Source organism: Providencia sp. PROV210 (genome assembly GCF_028479445.1).
In the GTDB taxonomy this organism is placed as follows: domain Bacteria; phylum Pseudomonadota; class Gammaproteobacteria; order Enterobacterales; family Enterobacteriaceae; genus Providencia; species Providencia rustigianii.
Genome location: NZ_JAMPNQ010000005.1, coordinates 218,266 through 235,708, shown reverse-complemented (window position 1 = coordinate 235,708; position 17,443 = coordinate 218,266). Strand labels below are relative to the sequence as shown.

Genomic DNA, 17,443 nt, shown 5'->3' with positions numbered 1-17,443 from the left:
CAATATTATAAGAAAAATGCTCAATGTGGATGACATTAAACCTAGCTCCAAAAAGCCAACATAAAGAAAATAACAGTAATTGAAAAAAGTAGTGTACAATTCGGATCCATACGTTAACAAATTACTAAAATCGCATGTCCACTTTTGAACACATACTCCTCATCTATGGGATTGGAGGCGTATGTTCTATGTTATTCACCCTGCTGGTAACCAAAGATCCTAATTTTTATATGAGACTACTGAGTGCCATACTTATTGGCTTAACATGGCCTATGAGCTTACCAGTCGTACTTATGTTTTCTTTATTCTAGTCGATATTTCAACAATTATTGCTGCAAGATTGGCTCCTAAAGGCTAATATAACAATCTTGACTTTAAGGTATCTTAAGGTCACTAATTTGCCTGAAACCGTATATAAAACAGACAAAATCGAAATAAACTCAGGTATACGCGCCCAGCTAATTGGCAGGCATTATTGATAACCATACTAATAGCAGATAATTATAGTGATCAGTCAAGAACTAACATGGCAAGGCCTAACGCCTAACTTATCGTCTTTCCAGACAAAATTTGTCTCTTCAGCGACTTTAACACCTTCAACGCTGTCTGATATCCAGCCAAGATTATTTGATGGAATGCAGCGTTTCGTTCACGAATATGCACAAACACGTTTTATGTTCATCAAGTCTGATGAAAGCGAAGAATACTTAAAATTTTTCGCGGACTCGATCACGCCATTATTAACTGAAACTAAAACGATACACGGAGATTATCAACTCTCTGAGGGCAAGCTGTCATATCAATGGAAAAGTGATATTCAAAGCCGATTCTCTACCCGAGACAAAATAGCCTATCGTGAATGGATAGAACCAGAGCAGCTGTTTGGCTATATCACTCCGACGATGAATTTAGTTCCTGGTTTACTACATCAAATTAATGGGGGCGTACTAGTCATCTCCGCGAGCGCTTTCGTAACTCAACCATTGATGTGGACTCGCTTAAAAAATATGGTGATGCGCCGTCAGCTAGAGTGGCTACCATACAGTGAGAATCAAACCCTACCGATTGATGTTGAGCCTCATCCACTGGAACTGAAAGTTATTATTGTCGGAGATCGGCTGACTCTTGAAGAGTTTGAGCTGGCTGCACCTGAATTATTTGAAAGTGCCATTTATGGTGAATATGAGCCATTAATGTTCTTTGAAGATGAAGATCAATTAAGTCTATGGATGAACTTCGTCAAATTCATTATCAACAAAAATAAATTACCTGAGATTGCTGCAGATGGCTGGCCTTCATTAGTCATACAAGCGGCTCGTAGCTGTGAAGACAAATATAATCTTCCTCTTGATATTCACTGGTTAACACGACGTTTAACAGATGCATCCCATTATTCCACTGAAGACTTATTGACCCGCGATTCATTTGCTCAAGCAGAAGAAAACCGATTATGGCGTCATAGCTTCCTTGTAGAACGGAATCAGGATGACATCCTGCAAGAACAAGTACTCGTTAAAACAGAAGGTGAAATGGTTGGGCAAATTAATGGCTTATCCGTTTTACAATATCCAGGATATCCTGATGCTATTGGTGAACCTTCGCGGATCACTTGTGTGGTTCATCTCGGGGATGGAGAATTTACCGATGTAGAGCGTAAAGCTGAATTGGGTGGAAATATCCACGCGAAAGGCATGATGATCATGCAAGCTTACCTCAACTATGAATTAAAATTGGAGCAACCACAGCCATTCTCCGCATCTATTGTTTTTGAACAGTCATACGGTGAAGTTGATGGCGATAGCGCCTCATTGGCTGAGCTATGCGCATTAATTAGTGCATTATCATTACAACCCATCGACCAACAAATTGCCGTAACAGGCTCCGTTGACCAATTTGGTTATGTCCAGCCAATTGGGGGAGTAAATGAAAAAATCGAAGGATTTTATGATATTTGTGACAAACGTGAATTAACGGGTAATCAAGGCGTCATTATTCCAATGTCTAATGTTCGCCACTTATGCCTAAAAGAAGACGTTATTGATGCAGTGAAAGAAGGCAAATTTCATATTTGGCCTGTGGAACATGTTGCTCAAGCAGTCACCCTTCTCACTAAACAGCCCTATTTTGAGCAGCAAGTTGAAGGTGATAATGTACACCTGTTAGCTTTAATTCAAGAACGCATAAATCAAGCCAACTCGCCTGATAAAGCAAGATTACCTTGGTTTTTAAAATGGCTTGGCTAAGTAAATATTGAGTAAATTTTAGCAGATCGGAGTTGTTCAGCGTACAAGTGTAAGCTATCCTGTTGGCTTACACATAGATAAAGGCTATCTGAAGATCATGGTTGATAAACGCGAATCCTATACAAAAGAAGATTTAGAGGCTTCTGGAAGAGGCGAATTATTTGGGGAAAATGGTCCTCCGCTACCATCAGGTAATATGTTGATGATGGATCGTGTCATCAAAATGACCGAGGATGGTGGTACATTCAACAAAGGCTATGTAGAAGCAGAACTGGATATCAATCCAGACCTTTGGTTCTTTGGCTGTCATTTTACGAATGACCCTGTCATGCCGGGCTGCTTAGGTCTTGATGCAATGTGGCAACTAGTTGGTTTTTACCTTGGCTGGTTAGGCGGAGAAGGTAAAGGTCGCGCTCTCGGCGTTGGTGAAGTTAAATTCATCGGTCAAGTATTACCTACTGCGAAGAAAGTCACTTACCGTATCAATTTTAAACGTGTGATTAACCGTAAATTGATTATGGGATTAGCTGATGGTGAGGTTCTTGTTGACGGTAAACTGATTTATACCGCAAATGACCTGAAAGTCGGTCTATTTAAGGATACGAGCGCGTTTTAATTATCCGCTTATCCCTAAAATGCAAACCTCCGCAAATGCGGAGGTTTATAATTGGATCGATTGTTCTAAATTAACTCCCCGAAACGGTTCAAGTTTTTAATCTAAAAAATCATAATGACTGGTAAGCTAAACGGCAACTGCCGCTCTATCCTCCATCGCTTTTCGCCAGCCACCGAGCCAATGCGAGCGCGCATCAATTGCCTGATATGGGCATAGCTCTTTAGAACGTCCCGTTAAACCTGCTTGATAACCTCGAGATAAAGCTCTTTCTAAACGGTCTCGCTTCTGTCTTTTCATGCCTTACTTCCCTCATCATTAAAATGGAAAAGAAAACAGTATCTATTTTCAGAATAGATACACTATACAAATAACGTTCGTTGATGAGAAAAGCAAGTAAAGAATTTTATATTAATGTCATAAATGCTGTAAATGTGATGTGTGTGGAGTGGTATTTATAACTGGCTGATATTTCAATAAATACTATCTTAATCATTATTTATCATTCAGTTATACTAAATTAAATATTTTATTCTTAACCATTGAAATAAAAATGCACCACGTTTTTAGCGCAGTGCATTTTATTCAAATCGAGTCATCAATAAGAATTATTTCTTACTAATCTCTTTAGCAATATCACTGGCGACTTGTTGCCAACCACTCGCTAAAGTGCGAACTAATTCTGGATACCCATCTTCCGATTGGTCTAATTGGATATCAAAATTACGACGTACAATACTGTCACCTTGGATTAAGGTCCAAAATCCTTGAACTAGTACCTTACCATCATAGCGACCATTAAATGCCGTTAACGTAATATCTAACGTCTCAGGCGAATTTTGTAAGGGTTGCAATGAAATTAATCGGTCAGGTAATGCAGCCGATAATTCACGAACCATTGACTGGCCTAGCTGCTGCTCTAAAGGACTCGCCCATAAATGTGCACTCGCATTGGTATAAGCAACATCCGATGTTTGATATGTAATCCCATTAGAGGTCAATACATCAGATAAAGTCACTCGCTGTAACCAAACCTGACCTTTGCCCATCACCACCGCTTGTTGTGCCTCAGGCGCTTTCATCGGTAGTTGGTAATACATTTTTTCTGGGGTGCTACTGCATGCAGCCAACAGTAAAACAGCGATTGATAATAAATATCTCATTACTTTTTCACTCCTTTAGGCACAACGTCCTTGGTTGGCTCAGCTTCGAAAACTAATGCATTGCTCTTGTTATTTAACGTACGTAATAATGGCTGAACTTCACGTAAAACTTGATCTAAACGTTGCATGTCATCGACCATTTTATTGTAGGCAGGTGAACCCGGTTGGAAACCTTGCATCGTTTTATTCATTTCCTGCAACGATTTTTGCATATCTCTCGGTAAACTTTGGAATTCTTTGCTATTCATCAGTTTATTCAACTGAGTAAACATCTGATTCGCTTCTTGAACCAGTTTTTGACCTTCTGCTAATGTTTGTGTCGTTTGCTTCAGCATTGGCTCAATTGGCATATTGTTGATCTTATCAAGAACCGCAATAACCTTCTGTTGGATTTGCGCTAAGCCACCGCTGTGGGTTGGGATGATTTTATAACCGGCAATCACATATGGTCCTTTATATTCAGGAACATCAGGAATGAAGTCTAGGTCAATATAGAGTGCCCCAGTTAATAAATTGCCTGATTTTAATGACGCTCTCAGCCCATTTTTCATTGCCAGATTCAATTCATTTTTTAGATTGAAATCTTTGCCAACATCTTGAGCAAAACGTTCCGGCTCAATATGAATTAGCACTGGAATTCGGAAATTATTATCCAGTGTTTGATCTAGACCCGGCGTATAGAAAGGCACTTGAGCTACGGTACCTAGGCGAATGCCTCGGAATTCAACGGGTGCCCCCGGCTGTAGTCCACGAACCGAGTCTGAGAAAAACAGGACAAAATCTTGGTATGTCGTGTACAGAGAATCTTGAATACTTGTTTGATTGTCAAATAGCTGGAATTCAGCATTCTCTTTAACAGCGTCACCTGGAATCCAACCTTGTGGAACATCAAAGCTCACGCCGCCAGTCAATAATGTCGCTACAGAACCCATGGAAACATGAACCCCTTGGGATGACATATCGAATGCAATACCGCTATCTTTCCAGAAGCGCACATTGCTACTAATCAATTTGTCATAAGGAGCATTAATAAATAATTGGTAGCGCATATCACGCTTATCCATGTCGAAACTACTGGTTTCAACCGAGCCGACACGATATCCGCGAAATAAAACGGGGTCTCCGGCATTAAGCTGCCCGGCCTTATCACTCGACAAAATGATCCGTTTGCCTTTTGCATCTGGTGAAGCTAACGGAGGTGTATCCAATAGCGTAAATTCGAAATGTTCTTTTGAGGCAAGTCCCGGCTGCAATTCTATATATGCACCGGAGAGCAAGGTTCCAAGACCTGAAACGCCATCACGGCCAATGGTCGGTTTCACAATCCAGAACGCGGAATCTGTACGCAGTAAGTCTTCCATTCCACTGTTTAGTCTTGCCTTAATGATAACGCGACTAAAATTAGAATCTAAGGTAACGCTTTCCACGACCCCGATATCAACACTGCGACTTTTAATTTTTGTTTTACCCGCTTCAACCCCTTCTGCACTGTAAGTGATCAACGTCACTTCAGGACCTTGATGGCTAAAATGGTAAAACAGGATCCAAGCACCAATTAATAAAGTTACAATCGGGATCACCCATACTGGTGACCAACTTTTTAACTTACTCACTTTGGCATTGCCCTGTGGTGTTTCTTGATCTGTCACCCTGTAGCTCCTTCTTGTTCAACAGTCTTAACTGCACTTCTCTTCTCACAACGATCCCATGTTAAGCGAGGATCAAAGGTCATTGCCGAAAACATCGTTAAAATCACGACCACACCGAAGAATATCACTCCCGGTGCAGGGACGATGTTCATAAGTTGCCCCATTTGAACCAATGCAGTCAAAATGGTAATCACAAACACATCAATCATTGACCAGCGGCCGACATATTCCACTAGCTCATAAATAAAATGCATTCGATGAGGATCGCGATTTCCAAAGCCTTTTGAATCAAGGCACAACCACGCAATCCCAATCATTTTTAATGTTGGAACCATAATACTGGCAATAAAGATAATCATCGCAACAGGAAATGAGCCATCTTCCCAAAGCAACAATACGCCATCCATGATAGTAGAGTGGATATCACTCCCCAGCGTATTAGTCGTCATCACTGGCAATACGTTAGCCGGAATATAAAGCAGGATCGAGGTGAATAGCAGCGCTAGCGTCCACTGTATACTTTGGTTTTTACGTACACCACCATGGGAATGGCAACGAGGACACTGAGATTGGTCGGCGGGCAGAATTGCTGTGCATACTAGACATAGCCTTGCATCTTGACTGATCCCAGTCTGCCCGACTTTCAGCGGCTTATGCAGCTTCGGTGCAGCTTCAATGCGATTCCATAACCAGTGACGATCCAAACATTGGAAAGCACGAACTTGCATCATGCAAAATGCACAATACGGTAAAAAGCTCGCCCCAATACCAATATCACCATAGGCGATTAATTTGACAAAACTGACTAATACACCCGCCAAAAAAATCTCGGCCATACACCAAGACTTCATTTGAAATAGAATGCGGGTAATCACTACTTTTACCATTTTGGGCAAGTGAACTTGTAACCCTAAAAGGATAATAGTCACCATGCAAAATGCAGGAATAATTAAGGAAAAAAGGAGAAAAAACAGTGCTAAACCGCTATATCGAGTGCCTAATATAATTTCGACGATTTGAATCATCGAAATTTCATTTTCAATCCCCGCAGCCCCCATTTTTACAAATGGGAAAAAACACGCAACCACCAGCATAATTAATGCACTAAATGCATATGCTGCGGGCTGTTTATAGGGATACCGCCACTTAGATATTAGCGTCGTTTCACAGCGCGGACACGTGGCTTTATTGCCCTGTTCCAATTCAGGAACGGCAACCATCATGTCACACTGAGGACAGAGCACATGTTCATGGGACGCATGGGAACACAAGGTGTTTTTTCTCCTTTATATTTTTTATCGTTTATTAGCTATTTTTCAATAGCTCTAGCTCCTGCCAACGATCAAACGCCTGTTCTAATTCCTGCTCTTTAGCGGCGAGAGTACTTAAGGCCTTCTCAGTCACATCATGAGGCTGATTAAAGAAATCTGCATCCCCAATTTGAGCTTGAAGCGCTTCGATATCCCCTTCAAGTTGCTCTAATTTTGCGGGTAACAGCTCAAGCTCACGCAGTAAGTTATAACTTAATTTATTTGTGCGCTTCGGTGCTTCTTTTGATTTTGTCTCTTTTTCTGACGTCGCTACTTTACTTGTTTGCTCAGATTTCAGACTCACGGTTTGTGCTTTTTGTTTTTGAGCGTCGAAATATCCACCAACAAAACGTTTAATTTCACCGTTACCATCGAAAATCCAGCACTCGGTAACACTGTTATCCACAAACTCTCTATCATGGCTAACAAGCAAAACAGTACCTTGATAACCATCGACTAACTCTTCCAACAATTCTAACGTTTCAACATCGAGGTCATTGGTTGGTTCATCAAGAATCAATAAGTTACTTGGTTTTAAAAATAAACGAGCCAGTAATAGCCGATTACGCTCACCACCGGATAAGGCTCTGACTGGAGTCATCGCCCGTTTTGGTGGGAACATAAAGTCTTGTAGATAACCCAATACATGGCGAGGTTTTCCATTAACCATCACTTCTTGCTTACCTTCAGCAAGGTTATCCATGACAGTTTTGTCTGGGTCTAAAGCTGCGCGATGTTGATCAAAATAAGCAACTTCTAATTTCGTTCCACAATGCACGCGCCCACTATCTGCTTGCAAATCACCCAACATCAAACGTAACAGTGTGGTTTTACCACAACCATTCGGCCCCACCAATGCAATTTTATCACCACGTAATACTTGTGCAGAAAAATCCTTAACTAAAACTTTTCCATCAACTTGATAATTAACATTTTCAAGTTCAAATACAATTTTACCTGAACGAGCCGCTTCGCCCACTTGCATACGAGCAGTCCCCATGACTTCACGGCGTTCTGAACGTTCATTTCGTAATGCTTTTAATGCTCGAACTCGACCTTCGTTGCGGGTACGTCTCGCTTTAATTCCTTGGCGTATCCAAGTTTCTTCTTGGGCCAATTTGCGGTCAAATTCTGCATTTTGCATCTCTTCAACGCGTAAAGCTTCTTCTTTACTAATCAGATAATCGTCATAGTTACCCGGCCAAGAAGCAAGCTGACCACGATCTAAATCGATAATGCGTGTTGCCATGTTGCGGATGAATGAGCGGTCATGGGAAATAAATACAATGCTACCTTGGAAATCTTTCAAAAAGGTTTCCAGCCACAAAATAGTTTCGATATCTAAGTGGTTCGTTGGTTCATCTAAGAATAAGACGCGAGGATTGCTCACTAGCGCTCGTCCTAATGCTGCTTTACGTAACCATCCACCCGATAGAGAGGATAATTCCGCATCCGCAGGTAATCCCAGTTTTTTCAATACATCATTGATGCGAGAATCTAGTAACCATAAATTTAAATTATCTAAAACTTCTTGCAGATCCGATAATTTATTTAAATTCTTTTCGCTTGGGTCTGTTTCCACTAATTTAAGTTGATGATGGTAATCCTTGAGGTATTTCGCCTGCTCAGCAACACCTTCGGCAACAAAATCAAAAATAGTTCCTTCCACATTACGCGGTGGATCTTGCTGTAAACGAGCAACAATCAGATCTTGTTCGTAAATCAATTGACCATCATCTAATGGTTGTTCTTTGGTCAACACGCGCATTAGAGTTGATTTCCCAGCCCCATTACGCCCGACTAAACAAACGCGTTCATTATCTTCAATATGTATTTCAGTATTATCTAACAAGGGCGCATCACTGAATGCCAGATATGCACCAGATAAATTAATTAAAGCCATTAATTCTATTCCTTACTCTGCGTGGCTAATTAACCAGCAGTTATGTATTTGACGGTTACGTGCGAAATCTTCTGAACGTGTTTTAGCCGTGATTTCTTGTGCTTTTAAGCCAAGCTCGTTCAATGCATCCATATCCATTTTGAATCCACGCTTGTTGTTTGAGAACATAACGGTTCCCCCACGACGTAGCATACGTTTTAAATGGGTTATCAGTTGTACATGGTCACGTTGAACGTCAAAAGTTCCATCCATACGTTTTGAGTTAGAGAACGTAGGTGGGTCGATAAAGATCAAGTCGAATTGCTCATCCGAATTCGCTAACCAACTCAAGCAATCCGCTTGCATTAAACGATGCTGGCGACCTGTTAATTGGTTGGCTTGTAAGTTTTTCTCTGCCCACTCTAAATAAGTACGGGACATGTCGACGGATGTCGTACTTTTTGCCCCACCTAAACCAGCATGAACCGTTGCTGTGCCGGTGTAGCAGAATAAATTTAAGAAGTCCTTACCGCGACTCATTTCCCCTAATAGGCGACGAGCAATCCGATGGTCAAGGAATAACCCTGTATCGAGATAGTCAGTTAAGTTAACCAGTAACTTAGCGTTATACTCGTTCACTAAAAAGAAATCGTCTTTCTGTGCTAATTTCTCATATTGCTGCTTACCTTTTTGACGCTGACGCGTTTTTAACACTAATTGATTTGATGTCAGCTCAAGCACATTCATGGTCGCAGTGATCACATCGAATAGACGCTGGCGAGCTTTACGCTCATCCACCGTTTTAGGTGGTGCATATTCTTGGATCACCACTTTGTCACCGTAAATGTCAACCGCGACATTATATTCAGGTAAATCGGCATCATATACACGGTAACAATCAACGCCCTGTTGTTTTGCCCACTTGCTCAATTTTTTGTAATTCTTACGGAGACGGTTCGCAAAATCAGGGGAAATTTCAGCAACTGTTTCTGAAGGAACATCGGCTAATTGGTAATTTTTCTGTACACAATCCAATGGGCCATTTTTCGCTTTAAATTCGCGTTCTGAACGTAGCTGTAAACAGCTTAATAACTCTGGTGATCCACTAAAAATCGACAAACGCCAGCCAGGGAAACGAGCTTTAGCAACCCGACCAAGTTGGCTGTGCAATGCAATTAAGGCAGGCTCACTTTCCAGACGTTCTCCGTATGGAGGGTTGCTGAGAATTGTTCCCTTAATATCGGTTTTTACTGGATTTTCCAGTGCTGCGGCATCACCATGATTAAAGGTAATTAAATCTTGTAAACCTGCACGACGCGCATTAGCACGCGCCATATCTAACACACGCTTATCGATATCAAAGCCATAAAAACGTGAAGTTGTCTCTTTTAAGCCCTGACGAAAACGAACTTGTGCTTCGGTCACTACTTCACGCCATAATTCAGGATTATGTTTTAACCACGCATTGAATCCCCAATGCTGACGATATAAACCGGGCGCTCTATCCGCAGCCATCATCGCCGCTTCAATTAATAACGTTCCTGAGCCGCACATTGGGTCAATCATTGGGGTATCTTTTTGCCAACCAGAACGGTTAACAATCGCCGCCGCTAATGTCTCTTTTAATGGCGCCTGACCTGCAAGATCGCGATACCCACGAATATGCAGTGAGTCACCGCTGAGGTCTAATGCAACACTCGCGCGTTCTTTATTCAAATAAACGTTAACCCGAATATCTGCTTCTTGGCGTGCCACATCAGGACGTTGGTCTAATTTGCGAACAAAGCTATCCACGATGGCATCTTTGACTCTCAATGCACCGTATTGGCTATTGCGGATCTCTTCGTTAGTTCCCGTAAAATGCACCACAAATGTGTCATTCACAGAGAATATTTCTGACCAGTCGATTGCTTGCACACCAAGATATAAATCAAGGTCATTGTAGACATCAAAATCATTCAGAGGTAATAGAATACGGGATGCCAATCTGCTCCACAGCAGACTCTGATACATCACCCGGTCATCAGCCTGAAAATAGACACCCCCTTGTGCAATTTTGCACTGGCTAGCTCCAAGAGCTTCCAATTCCGTTTTCAGTAGTTCTTCCAGGCCTCGAGCTGTGCTGGCAAACAGAGAATTCATAGTATTTATTACCGATTTCGATGAAAAATTGTTGCGCATTATAGCTAATCTCATGCACTTGTCATAAAGTTGCTGAACAACAATTATAGGATTAAAAAATGATCACGCTTTCGCGCCTTTATACACACCCGGTCAAATCAATGAGAGGCATCCGCTTATCCCACGCATTTGCAGATACAAGCGGGCTAACATTCGATCGTAACTTTATGGTCACCACATTAGAGGGTAAGTTTATCACTGCGCGAAAATATCCGCAGATGTTACTATTTACGCCCGCGATGCTCAATAATGGGCTCTATCTCAGAGCACCAAATGGCGAAAGTGCTAGCGTATTGTATCAGGACTTTGGTCAGAAACAGAGTCCCACAGAAGTTTGGGGGAATCATTTTCATGCACTTATTGCCCCTGATGCAATAAATACTTGGTTAAGTACCTTTTTTGATGAGCCAGTACAATTACGTTGGCTAAGTCCTGAGCTATCTCGCCGCGTCAAAAAACACCATGAAGTCCCCCTCTCTTTTGCCGATGGTTACCCTTTCTTATTAATCAATGAAGCCTCAGTGCAAGAGTTACAACGCCGCTGCCCAGCGAGTATTAAACTTGAGCAATTCCGTGGAAACTTAATTATTACGGGTGCTAAACCCTTTGAAGAAGATACATGGCAACGAGTCCAAATCGGCGAAATTATTTTTACATTGGATAAGCCTTGTAGCCGCTGTATTTTAACCACAGTCAGCCCAGAAAAAGGCATCAAACATCCTAATGCAGAACCTTTAGCAACCTTGCAAACATTCCGAATGGATGACAGTGGCGATGTTGATTTTGGTCAAAATTTGCTCATTGAAAATACTGGCGTGATCCGGGTAGGTGATACTCTGACTGTACTCGAAACGAAATCTGCAAAGCAATATCCACTACGAGAAAGAGAGGTTCCAGTTGCGCAGACCACTCAAGTATCGCCGAGTAAAATTAGTTTAATGTTTGAAGAGACTGAATATGAAGGAAATACGGAGCACGTAATTCTTGAACAGCTGGAATACCATGGTTTATCCATTCCTTATTCTTGCCGCGCTGGGATTTGTGGTCGTTGTCGTATCTCGCTCATAGAGGGCGAAGTCACGCCGTTAAAGCAAAGTGCAATAAAGGAAAATGGTGATATTCTCGCCTGCAGTTGTATCCCCAAAAGTGCGATTAAGTTGGCATTTATGAAAAATCAAAACTAGTATCTAATGCCCAATAATCCCATTAAAGAATTTATTTTTCTAATGGGATTAGAAAATGAGATAAATTAAAAATATTACTATTTTCATATCACAGATAAGTAACAATTTTTATAGCTTTATATTATCTACCCATCTCTTTTTCAAATAATCTATTTCTGACCATGATCATTCATGATCTATTAAATAGCATTTACATAAAGCTGACGCTTACTCTTAGATTGATAATGCGCCATTCGATCATTCATGATCTTAATTGGATCGCAAAACCGTAAAGTTCGATCGGGTAATTCAAGTGATGACTCAGCTAATAAACATAAACTTGCAGAAGCACCTGCTTCAGCAATAATAAATGTTGAATAGGTATTCGTATTTTCTAAGCAAACTTGAATTAACTGACCTTGAGTTGGCGCATCAATATAATGAAACGATTTAAAATACCAACTTTTCGGCATCTGAGGTTTTAAAAAACGATAAGCAACAAGACTATTTAAGACTAATTCAGCGCGTTCTTCATGACTAATATTTAGCCTCTTTGCCTGCTCATCAAATAGATAAAATTCCCCAGCATCTTCAATACTAAAAGGCATTTCATTACGTGCAAAAGACGTTAGCATTTTAGCTGGAAAACACGACCGGAATATCATGCCGTTGGCGAGATCTAACATCACTCTGTCATGGTCACGATCAAAATACCAACGCCAATGATCATCAGGTTTAATATTCATAAACGATCCTTTAGCGATTTTATAGGCAAATAAAATTTTAAGTTGATCCTTAATTAGGATCTTACCTAAACATAAACTTAATTATATCCTAGCGCCTAAAAGATTAAGACATACGACAGACTGATTAACATAGGCAAACTACGCAGGTAAATAAATTACTAAATAAAAAATATATGCGTAACCTGTCACTTCATGGATATAAAACTAGGTTTAATATTAATATAGGATAAAAGGGGGAATAAATAAACCCCCTTGTATAATAAATCATCATTTTTTAGATATGATTAACAATATTCTTTATTAATTTTGGTCCATGATAAATAAAACCAGAATAAATTTGGATTAATGAAGCACCCGCTTCCATTTTTTCTCTTGCTGCGGTTAATGAATCAATTCCGCCCACACCAATAATAGGAAGCTTGCCATTTAATTCGCGAGAAATAAGTTTAATCACTTGGGTACTTTTTAATTGTACCGGACGACCACTTAATCCCCCAGCTTCATTACAGTGATTTAAACCTTGAACTAATGAGCGATCTAGCGTGGTATTCGTGGCAATAACGCCATCGATATTATGTCTTACCAAGCTATCTGCCACTTGAATAATTTCTTCTTCTGTTAAATCAGGGGCTATTTTCACTGCAACTGGAACATATTTTTGATGCAATGATTGCAACTCAAGTTGCTTAGCTTTAATACCACTGAGTAAGTCATCCAGTGCTTCGCCATATTGTAATGTACGTAAACCCGGAGTATTCGGTGATGAAATATTAATCGCAATATAACCTGCATGGGTATAAATCTTATCCATACAAATCAAATAATCATCTTTACCCTGCTCAACTGGCGTGTCTTTATTTTTACCGATATTAATCCCGAGAATCCCACCGTAAGTTGATTTTTTGACATTCTCAACGAGGTTATCAACACCTTTATTGTTGAACCCCATTCGGTTAATAATCCCTTCAGCTTCCACCACTCTGAAAAGCCGTGGCTTATCATTACCCACTTGCGGGCGTGGGGTGACCGTGCCTATTTCTATAAAACCAAACCCCATCGCACCAAATGCATCAATGCATTCGCCGTCTTTATCTAAACCTGCGGCTAAACCTAATGGATTTTTAAAGGAAAGTCCCATGCATTGAACGGGTTTGGTAGCAACAGATTGACGGAGAAGAAATTGGAGAGGGGAATTATTTAAACGCTGAAGCTGGCGGAACGTTAACTCATGGGCTTTTTCAGGATCAAACTGAAAGAGTGCCTTTCGGGCAAGATGATATAGCATATCTATTAACCTATTTTCTGTCTAAGTGCGATTGAAGACAAATCTCTCAGTGCGGACCGGACTACTTAAATGCTTGGCGCGCGAAAAAACACTCACTAAACTAAGTTTATGAGCATGAAATGAGAGTGGTTTGATAAAACGCCTGCTAGGGTAACCGATATATAGGGTAATAATCCATGAAAATATCACTAAAAGTGCTATTTGATTGATTTCGATCCAATCTGGGGGATCCCTTATCAATAAAAAGCCCCTAAGTATCACTACCTAAGGGCTGTAACTGCTCAGAAACTTAATTAGCTTTCTAATGCCTTACTAATTTTTTCAAACAAATCACCCGATAAATTTTCTAGGCCTTTTAATTTTTCAAGCACATCACGCATTAAGCCTTGGCGCTTCGCATCATAGCGCTTTAAACGGATTAGTGGCTCAATCAGTCGAGAGGCAACTTGTGGGTTACGTGTATTCAGATCTACTAAAATTTCATACAGGAACTGATAGCCGCTGCTATCTTCTGCATGGAAATTAACAGGATTTCCTGACGTAAATGCCCCCACTAATGCACGAACTCGGTTCGGGTTAGTCATACTAAACGAACGGTGATTTAACAGTTTCCGTACTGTGTTAACCGTATCTTTGGATGGGTTCGTTCCTTGCAACGTAAACCATTTATCCATGACTAAACCATCATGGTGCCAACGATCATCAAAATCTGCCATCAGCGTTGCGAGGCATGGCAAGCCAGCTTCATTCGCTGCAGTTAATGCCGCTAATGAATCAGTCATGTTATCCGCACCACGATACTGTTCTTCAACCAGCTTATTCGCAAATGCATGATCTTCTGCTGCCGCTAAATATTGCAAACACGTATTACGCAATGAACGTAAAGCGATGTCTTTATGCTCAACACGATACTCCGCAATATTAATAGAACGATAGACTGCTAACAGTTCATCGAACATTTCATTCGCTAACGTGCTATGTATAAAATCAATAACGGAGTGGATCGCTACCGGATCAATCACAGTAAATAGCTCTGCAATCTCATTTTCCGATGGTAACGTTAAGATCAATGCCGCTAATGCAGGATCGATTTGTTCATCGAGCAAGATTGCTCGGAATGCATCGACAACATGCTCTGGCAGAATTAATGCTTCACCTTTATGCAATCTTTCTACATTGATTTTAGCGTAGTTATTGATTAATTGTTGCGCCGCATCCCAACGAGAAAATTCATTGCTAGCATGCTGCATTAAGAATGCTAATTGCTCATCGGTATAAGGATAATCCAACTTCACTGGCGCAGAAAACTCACGTAATAAAGAAGGCACCGGATGCGAGGTTACATGATCAAAAACAAAGCTTTGCGATGCTTGAGTCACGTTCAATACGGAGTTTACGGGACTACCTTCACGCATTAATGGGATCACTGAACCGTCTTCGCCATAAAGCTCAACATCTAATGGGATGTGTAATGGCTGTTTATCCGCTTGATCCGCTGTTGGTGGCGTCATTTGGCTGACATGCAATGTATATTGTTGTTTTTCTGGTGAATATTCATCGCGCACTGTTAATACTGGCGTACCCGACTGGCTGTACCAACGACGGAATAGAGAAAGATCTACATTCGATGCATCTTCCATCGCTTGTACAAAATCATCACAGGTTGCTGCACTACCATCATGACGATGAACATATAGCTGAATACCTGCTTGGAACATCTCTTCGCCAAGTAGGGTATGGATCATACGAATGACTTCAGAACCTTTCTCATACACAGTGAGTGTATAGAAGTTATTCATTTCGATAACTTTTTCTGGGCGAATTGGGTGTGCCATTGGGCTAGCATCTTCCGCAAATTGCGCCGCACGCATCACTTTAACATTATTAATACGGTTAACGGATCGAGAGCCTAAATCTGAACTAAATTCTTGATCGCGGAATACGGTCAGCCCTTCTTTTAGACTCAATTGGAACCAATCACGACAAGTAATACGGTTACCCGTCCAGTTATGGAAATATTCATGGCCAATTACTGATTCAATATTCAGATAATCTTTATCCGTAGCCGTTTCGCTCTTCGCTAAGACATATTTAGAGTTAAATACATTGAGACCTTTATTTTCCATTGCGCCCATGTTGAAAAAATCAACTGCTACAATCATATAGATATCAAGGTCATACTCTAATCCAAAACGCTCTTCATCCCATTTCATTGCATTTTGTAGGGATTTCATTGCCCACGGAGCACGGTCTAGATTGCCTTTATCAACAAACAGCTCTAAGGCAACTTCACGTCCTGTACGCGTCACGAAGACATCACGTAGAACATCAAAATCACCCGCAACTAGCGCAAATAAGTAACTTGGTTTTGGGAATGGATCTTCCCATTTAACCCAATGACGCCCATTGTCTAACTCACCTTCAGCAATACGGTTACCATTGGATAATAAATAAGGATAGCGAGCTTTATCTGCCGTAATAGTGGTAGTGTAACGAGCTAAAACATCTGGACGGTCTAAATAGTAAGTAATGTGACGGAAACCTTCAGCTTCACATTGCGTACATAACGCATCACCAGAAACATATAACCCTTCTAAGGCACTATTTTTCTCAGGGCTGATTTCATTCACAATGCGGAGCGTAAATGCTTCCGGTAATGATTCAATAATTAGCTTACCCTGCGCTTCTTTATATTGTGTCCACGGTTGCCCATCTACTTCAAGGCTAAGTAAGCTTAAATCTTCACCCGCTAACTCAAGGGTTGATGACTGAGGATTAAGGCGTTTTACCTCACTCACTGCTGTAACGATGGTTTTGGCGGGATCAAGGTCAAAATCAAGAGAAATTTCTGTAATGGTATAATCAGGCGCTTGATAATCCTGACGATATTTTGCTTGTCTTAACTGAGTCATAGATAACCTTTTTTGGTTCGTTATATCCGTGTCATAGTCTCTTATTGCTATATACAATACTATAAGACGTGGCAATGTGAATGGGTTTGAGAAACATTTGCATCACAAAAATCGATGTTTTTCTATTATGTCCTTCCAAATTTATACCGTGAGTATCCAACTTTGTGGCAAGCGAGTTTGCTTGTTGGTGCTATTGCCCTATCAAATATTAATTTACATGTTAGTATCATTAAGTGATTATTGTTCTTAACATGTTATTCCATTATCAATGGGACGGCCCTTAAACCAATAATCCC

General features: G+C 40.7%; 13 protein-coding genes. 4 read left to right on the top strand and 9 right to left on the bottom strand.

Features of this window, described 5'->3' with window-relative positions:
* Positions 1-134: 134 nt before the first annotated feature.
* The 3 genes from PR761_RS05120 (at position 135) to fabA (ending at position 2,859) form a co-directional block, all read left to right on the top strand.
* Complete coding sequence (locus PR761_RS05120) at positions 135-311, top strand: GhoT/OrtT family toxin (RefSeq protein ID WP_071599532.1); 177 nt, start codon at positions 135-137, stop codon at positions 309-311.
* Positions 312-506: 195 nt separating this feature from the next.
* The gene (locus PR761_RS05115) at positions 507-2,243 is read left to right on the top strand and encodes a Lon protease family protein (protein WP_272519338.1); all 1,737 of its coding nucleotides are present in this window, start codon (positions 507-509) and stop codon (positions 2,241-2,243) included.
* Between the two features lie 97 nt (positions 2,244-2,340).
* Positions 2,341-2,859: a bifunctional 3-hydroxydecanoyl-ACP dehydratase/trans-2-decenoyl-ACP isomerase gene (gene fabA, locus PR761_RS05110; RefSeq protein WP_006813549.1), complete on the top strand. Its 519-nt coding sequence runs from the start codon at positions 2,341-2,343 to the stop codon at positions 2,857-2,859.
* A gap of 126 nt (positions 2,860-2,985) precedes the next feature.
* Here the strand turns inward: fabA and rmf are convergent, their stop codons facing one another.
* From rmf to rlmKL, 6 genes are all read right to left on the bottom strand, one after another.
* A complete protein-coding gene (rmf, locus tag PR761_RS05105; RefSeq protein ID WP_006813550.1) occupies positions 2,986-3,156 on the bottom strand; it encodes a ribosome modulation factor in 171 nt (56 codons plus the stop codon).
* A gap of 308 nt (positions 3,157-3,464) precedes the next feature.
* Positions 3,465-4,019, bottom strand: a complete 555-nt coding sequence (pqiC, locus tag PR761_RS05100) for a membrane integrity-associated transporter subunit PqiC (protein ID WP_006813551.1) — start codon at positions 4,017-4,019, stop codon at positions 3,465-3,467.
* A complete protein-coding gene (pqiB, locus tag PR761_RS05095) occupies positions 4,019-5,668 on the bottom strand; it encodes an intermembrane transport protein PqiB (protein ID WP_006813552.1) in 1,650 nt (549 codons plus the stop codon). Before pqiB ends, pqiC begins: the two co-directional genes overlap by 1 nt.
* Positions 5,665-6,939, bottom strand: a complete 1,275-nt coding sequence (pqiA, locus tag PR761_RS05090) for a membrane integrity-associated transporter subunit PqiA (protein ID WP_071599533.1) — start codon at positions 6,937-6,939, stop codon at positions 5,665-5,667. The genes pqiB and pqiA overlap by 4 nt, the downstream gene beginning before the upstream one ends.
* 34 nt (positions 6,940-6,973) lie before the next feature.
* On the bottom strand, positions 6,974-8,881 hold the full coding sequence (locus PR761_RS05085) for an ABC transporter ATP-binding protein (protein WP_006813554.1): 1,908 nt from the start codon (positions 8,879-8,881) through the stop codon (positions 6,974-6,976).
* 12 nt (positions 8,882-8,893) lie between these two features.
* The gene (gene rlmKL / locus PR761_RS05080) at positions 8,894-11,002 is read right to left on the bottom strand and encodes a bifunctional 23S rRNA (guanine(2069)-N(7))-methyltransferase RlmK/23S rRNA (guanine(2445)-N(2))-methyltransferase RlmL (protein ID WP_115164127.1); all 2,109 of its coding nucleotides are present in this window, start codon (positions 11,000-11,002) and stop codon (positions 8,894-8,896) included.
* 98 nt (positions 11,003-11,100) lie between these two features.
* Between rlmKL and PR761_RS05075 the strand changes: the two genes are divergently transcribed.
* Positions 11,101-12,225, top strand: a complete 1,125-nt coding sequence (locus tag PR761_RS05075; protein ID WP_039854300.1) for a YcbX family protein — start codon at positions 11,101-11,103, stop codon at positions 12,223-12,225.
* Between the two features lie 179 nt (positions 12,226-12,404).
* Here the strand turns inward: PR761_RS05075 and PR761_RS05070 are convergent, their stop codons facing one another.
* The 3 genes from PR761_RS05070 to pepN all read right to left on the bottom strand — a co-directional run bounded on the left by PR761_RS05070 (position 12,405) and on the right by pepN (position 17,147).
* A complete protein-coding gene (locus PR761_RS05070; RefSeq protein WP_006813557.1) occupies positions 12,405-12,950 on the bottom strand; it encodes a cell division protein ZapC in 546 nt (181 codons plus the stop codon).
* Between the two features lie 274 nt (positions 12,951-13,224).
* Positions 13,225-14,235: a quinone-dependent dihydroorotate dehydrogenase gene (gene pyrD, locus PR761_RS05065; RefSeq protein WP_006813558.1), complete on the bottom strand. Its 1,011-nt coding sequence runs from the start codon at positions 14,233-14,235 to the stop codon at positions 13,225-13,227.
* A 293-nt stretch (positions 14,236-14,528) separates the two neighbouring features.
* A complete protein-coding gene (pepN, locus tag PR761_RS05060; RefSeq protein ID WP_115164126.1) occupies positions 14,529-17,147 on the bottom strand; it encodes an aminopeptidase N in 2,619 nt (872 codons plus the stop codon).
* Positions 17,148-17,443 lie beyond the last annotated feature (296 nt).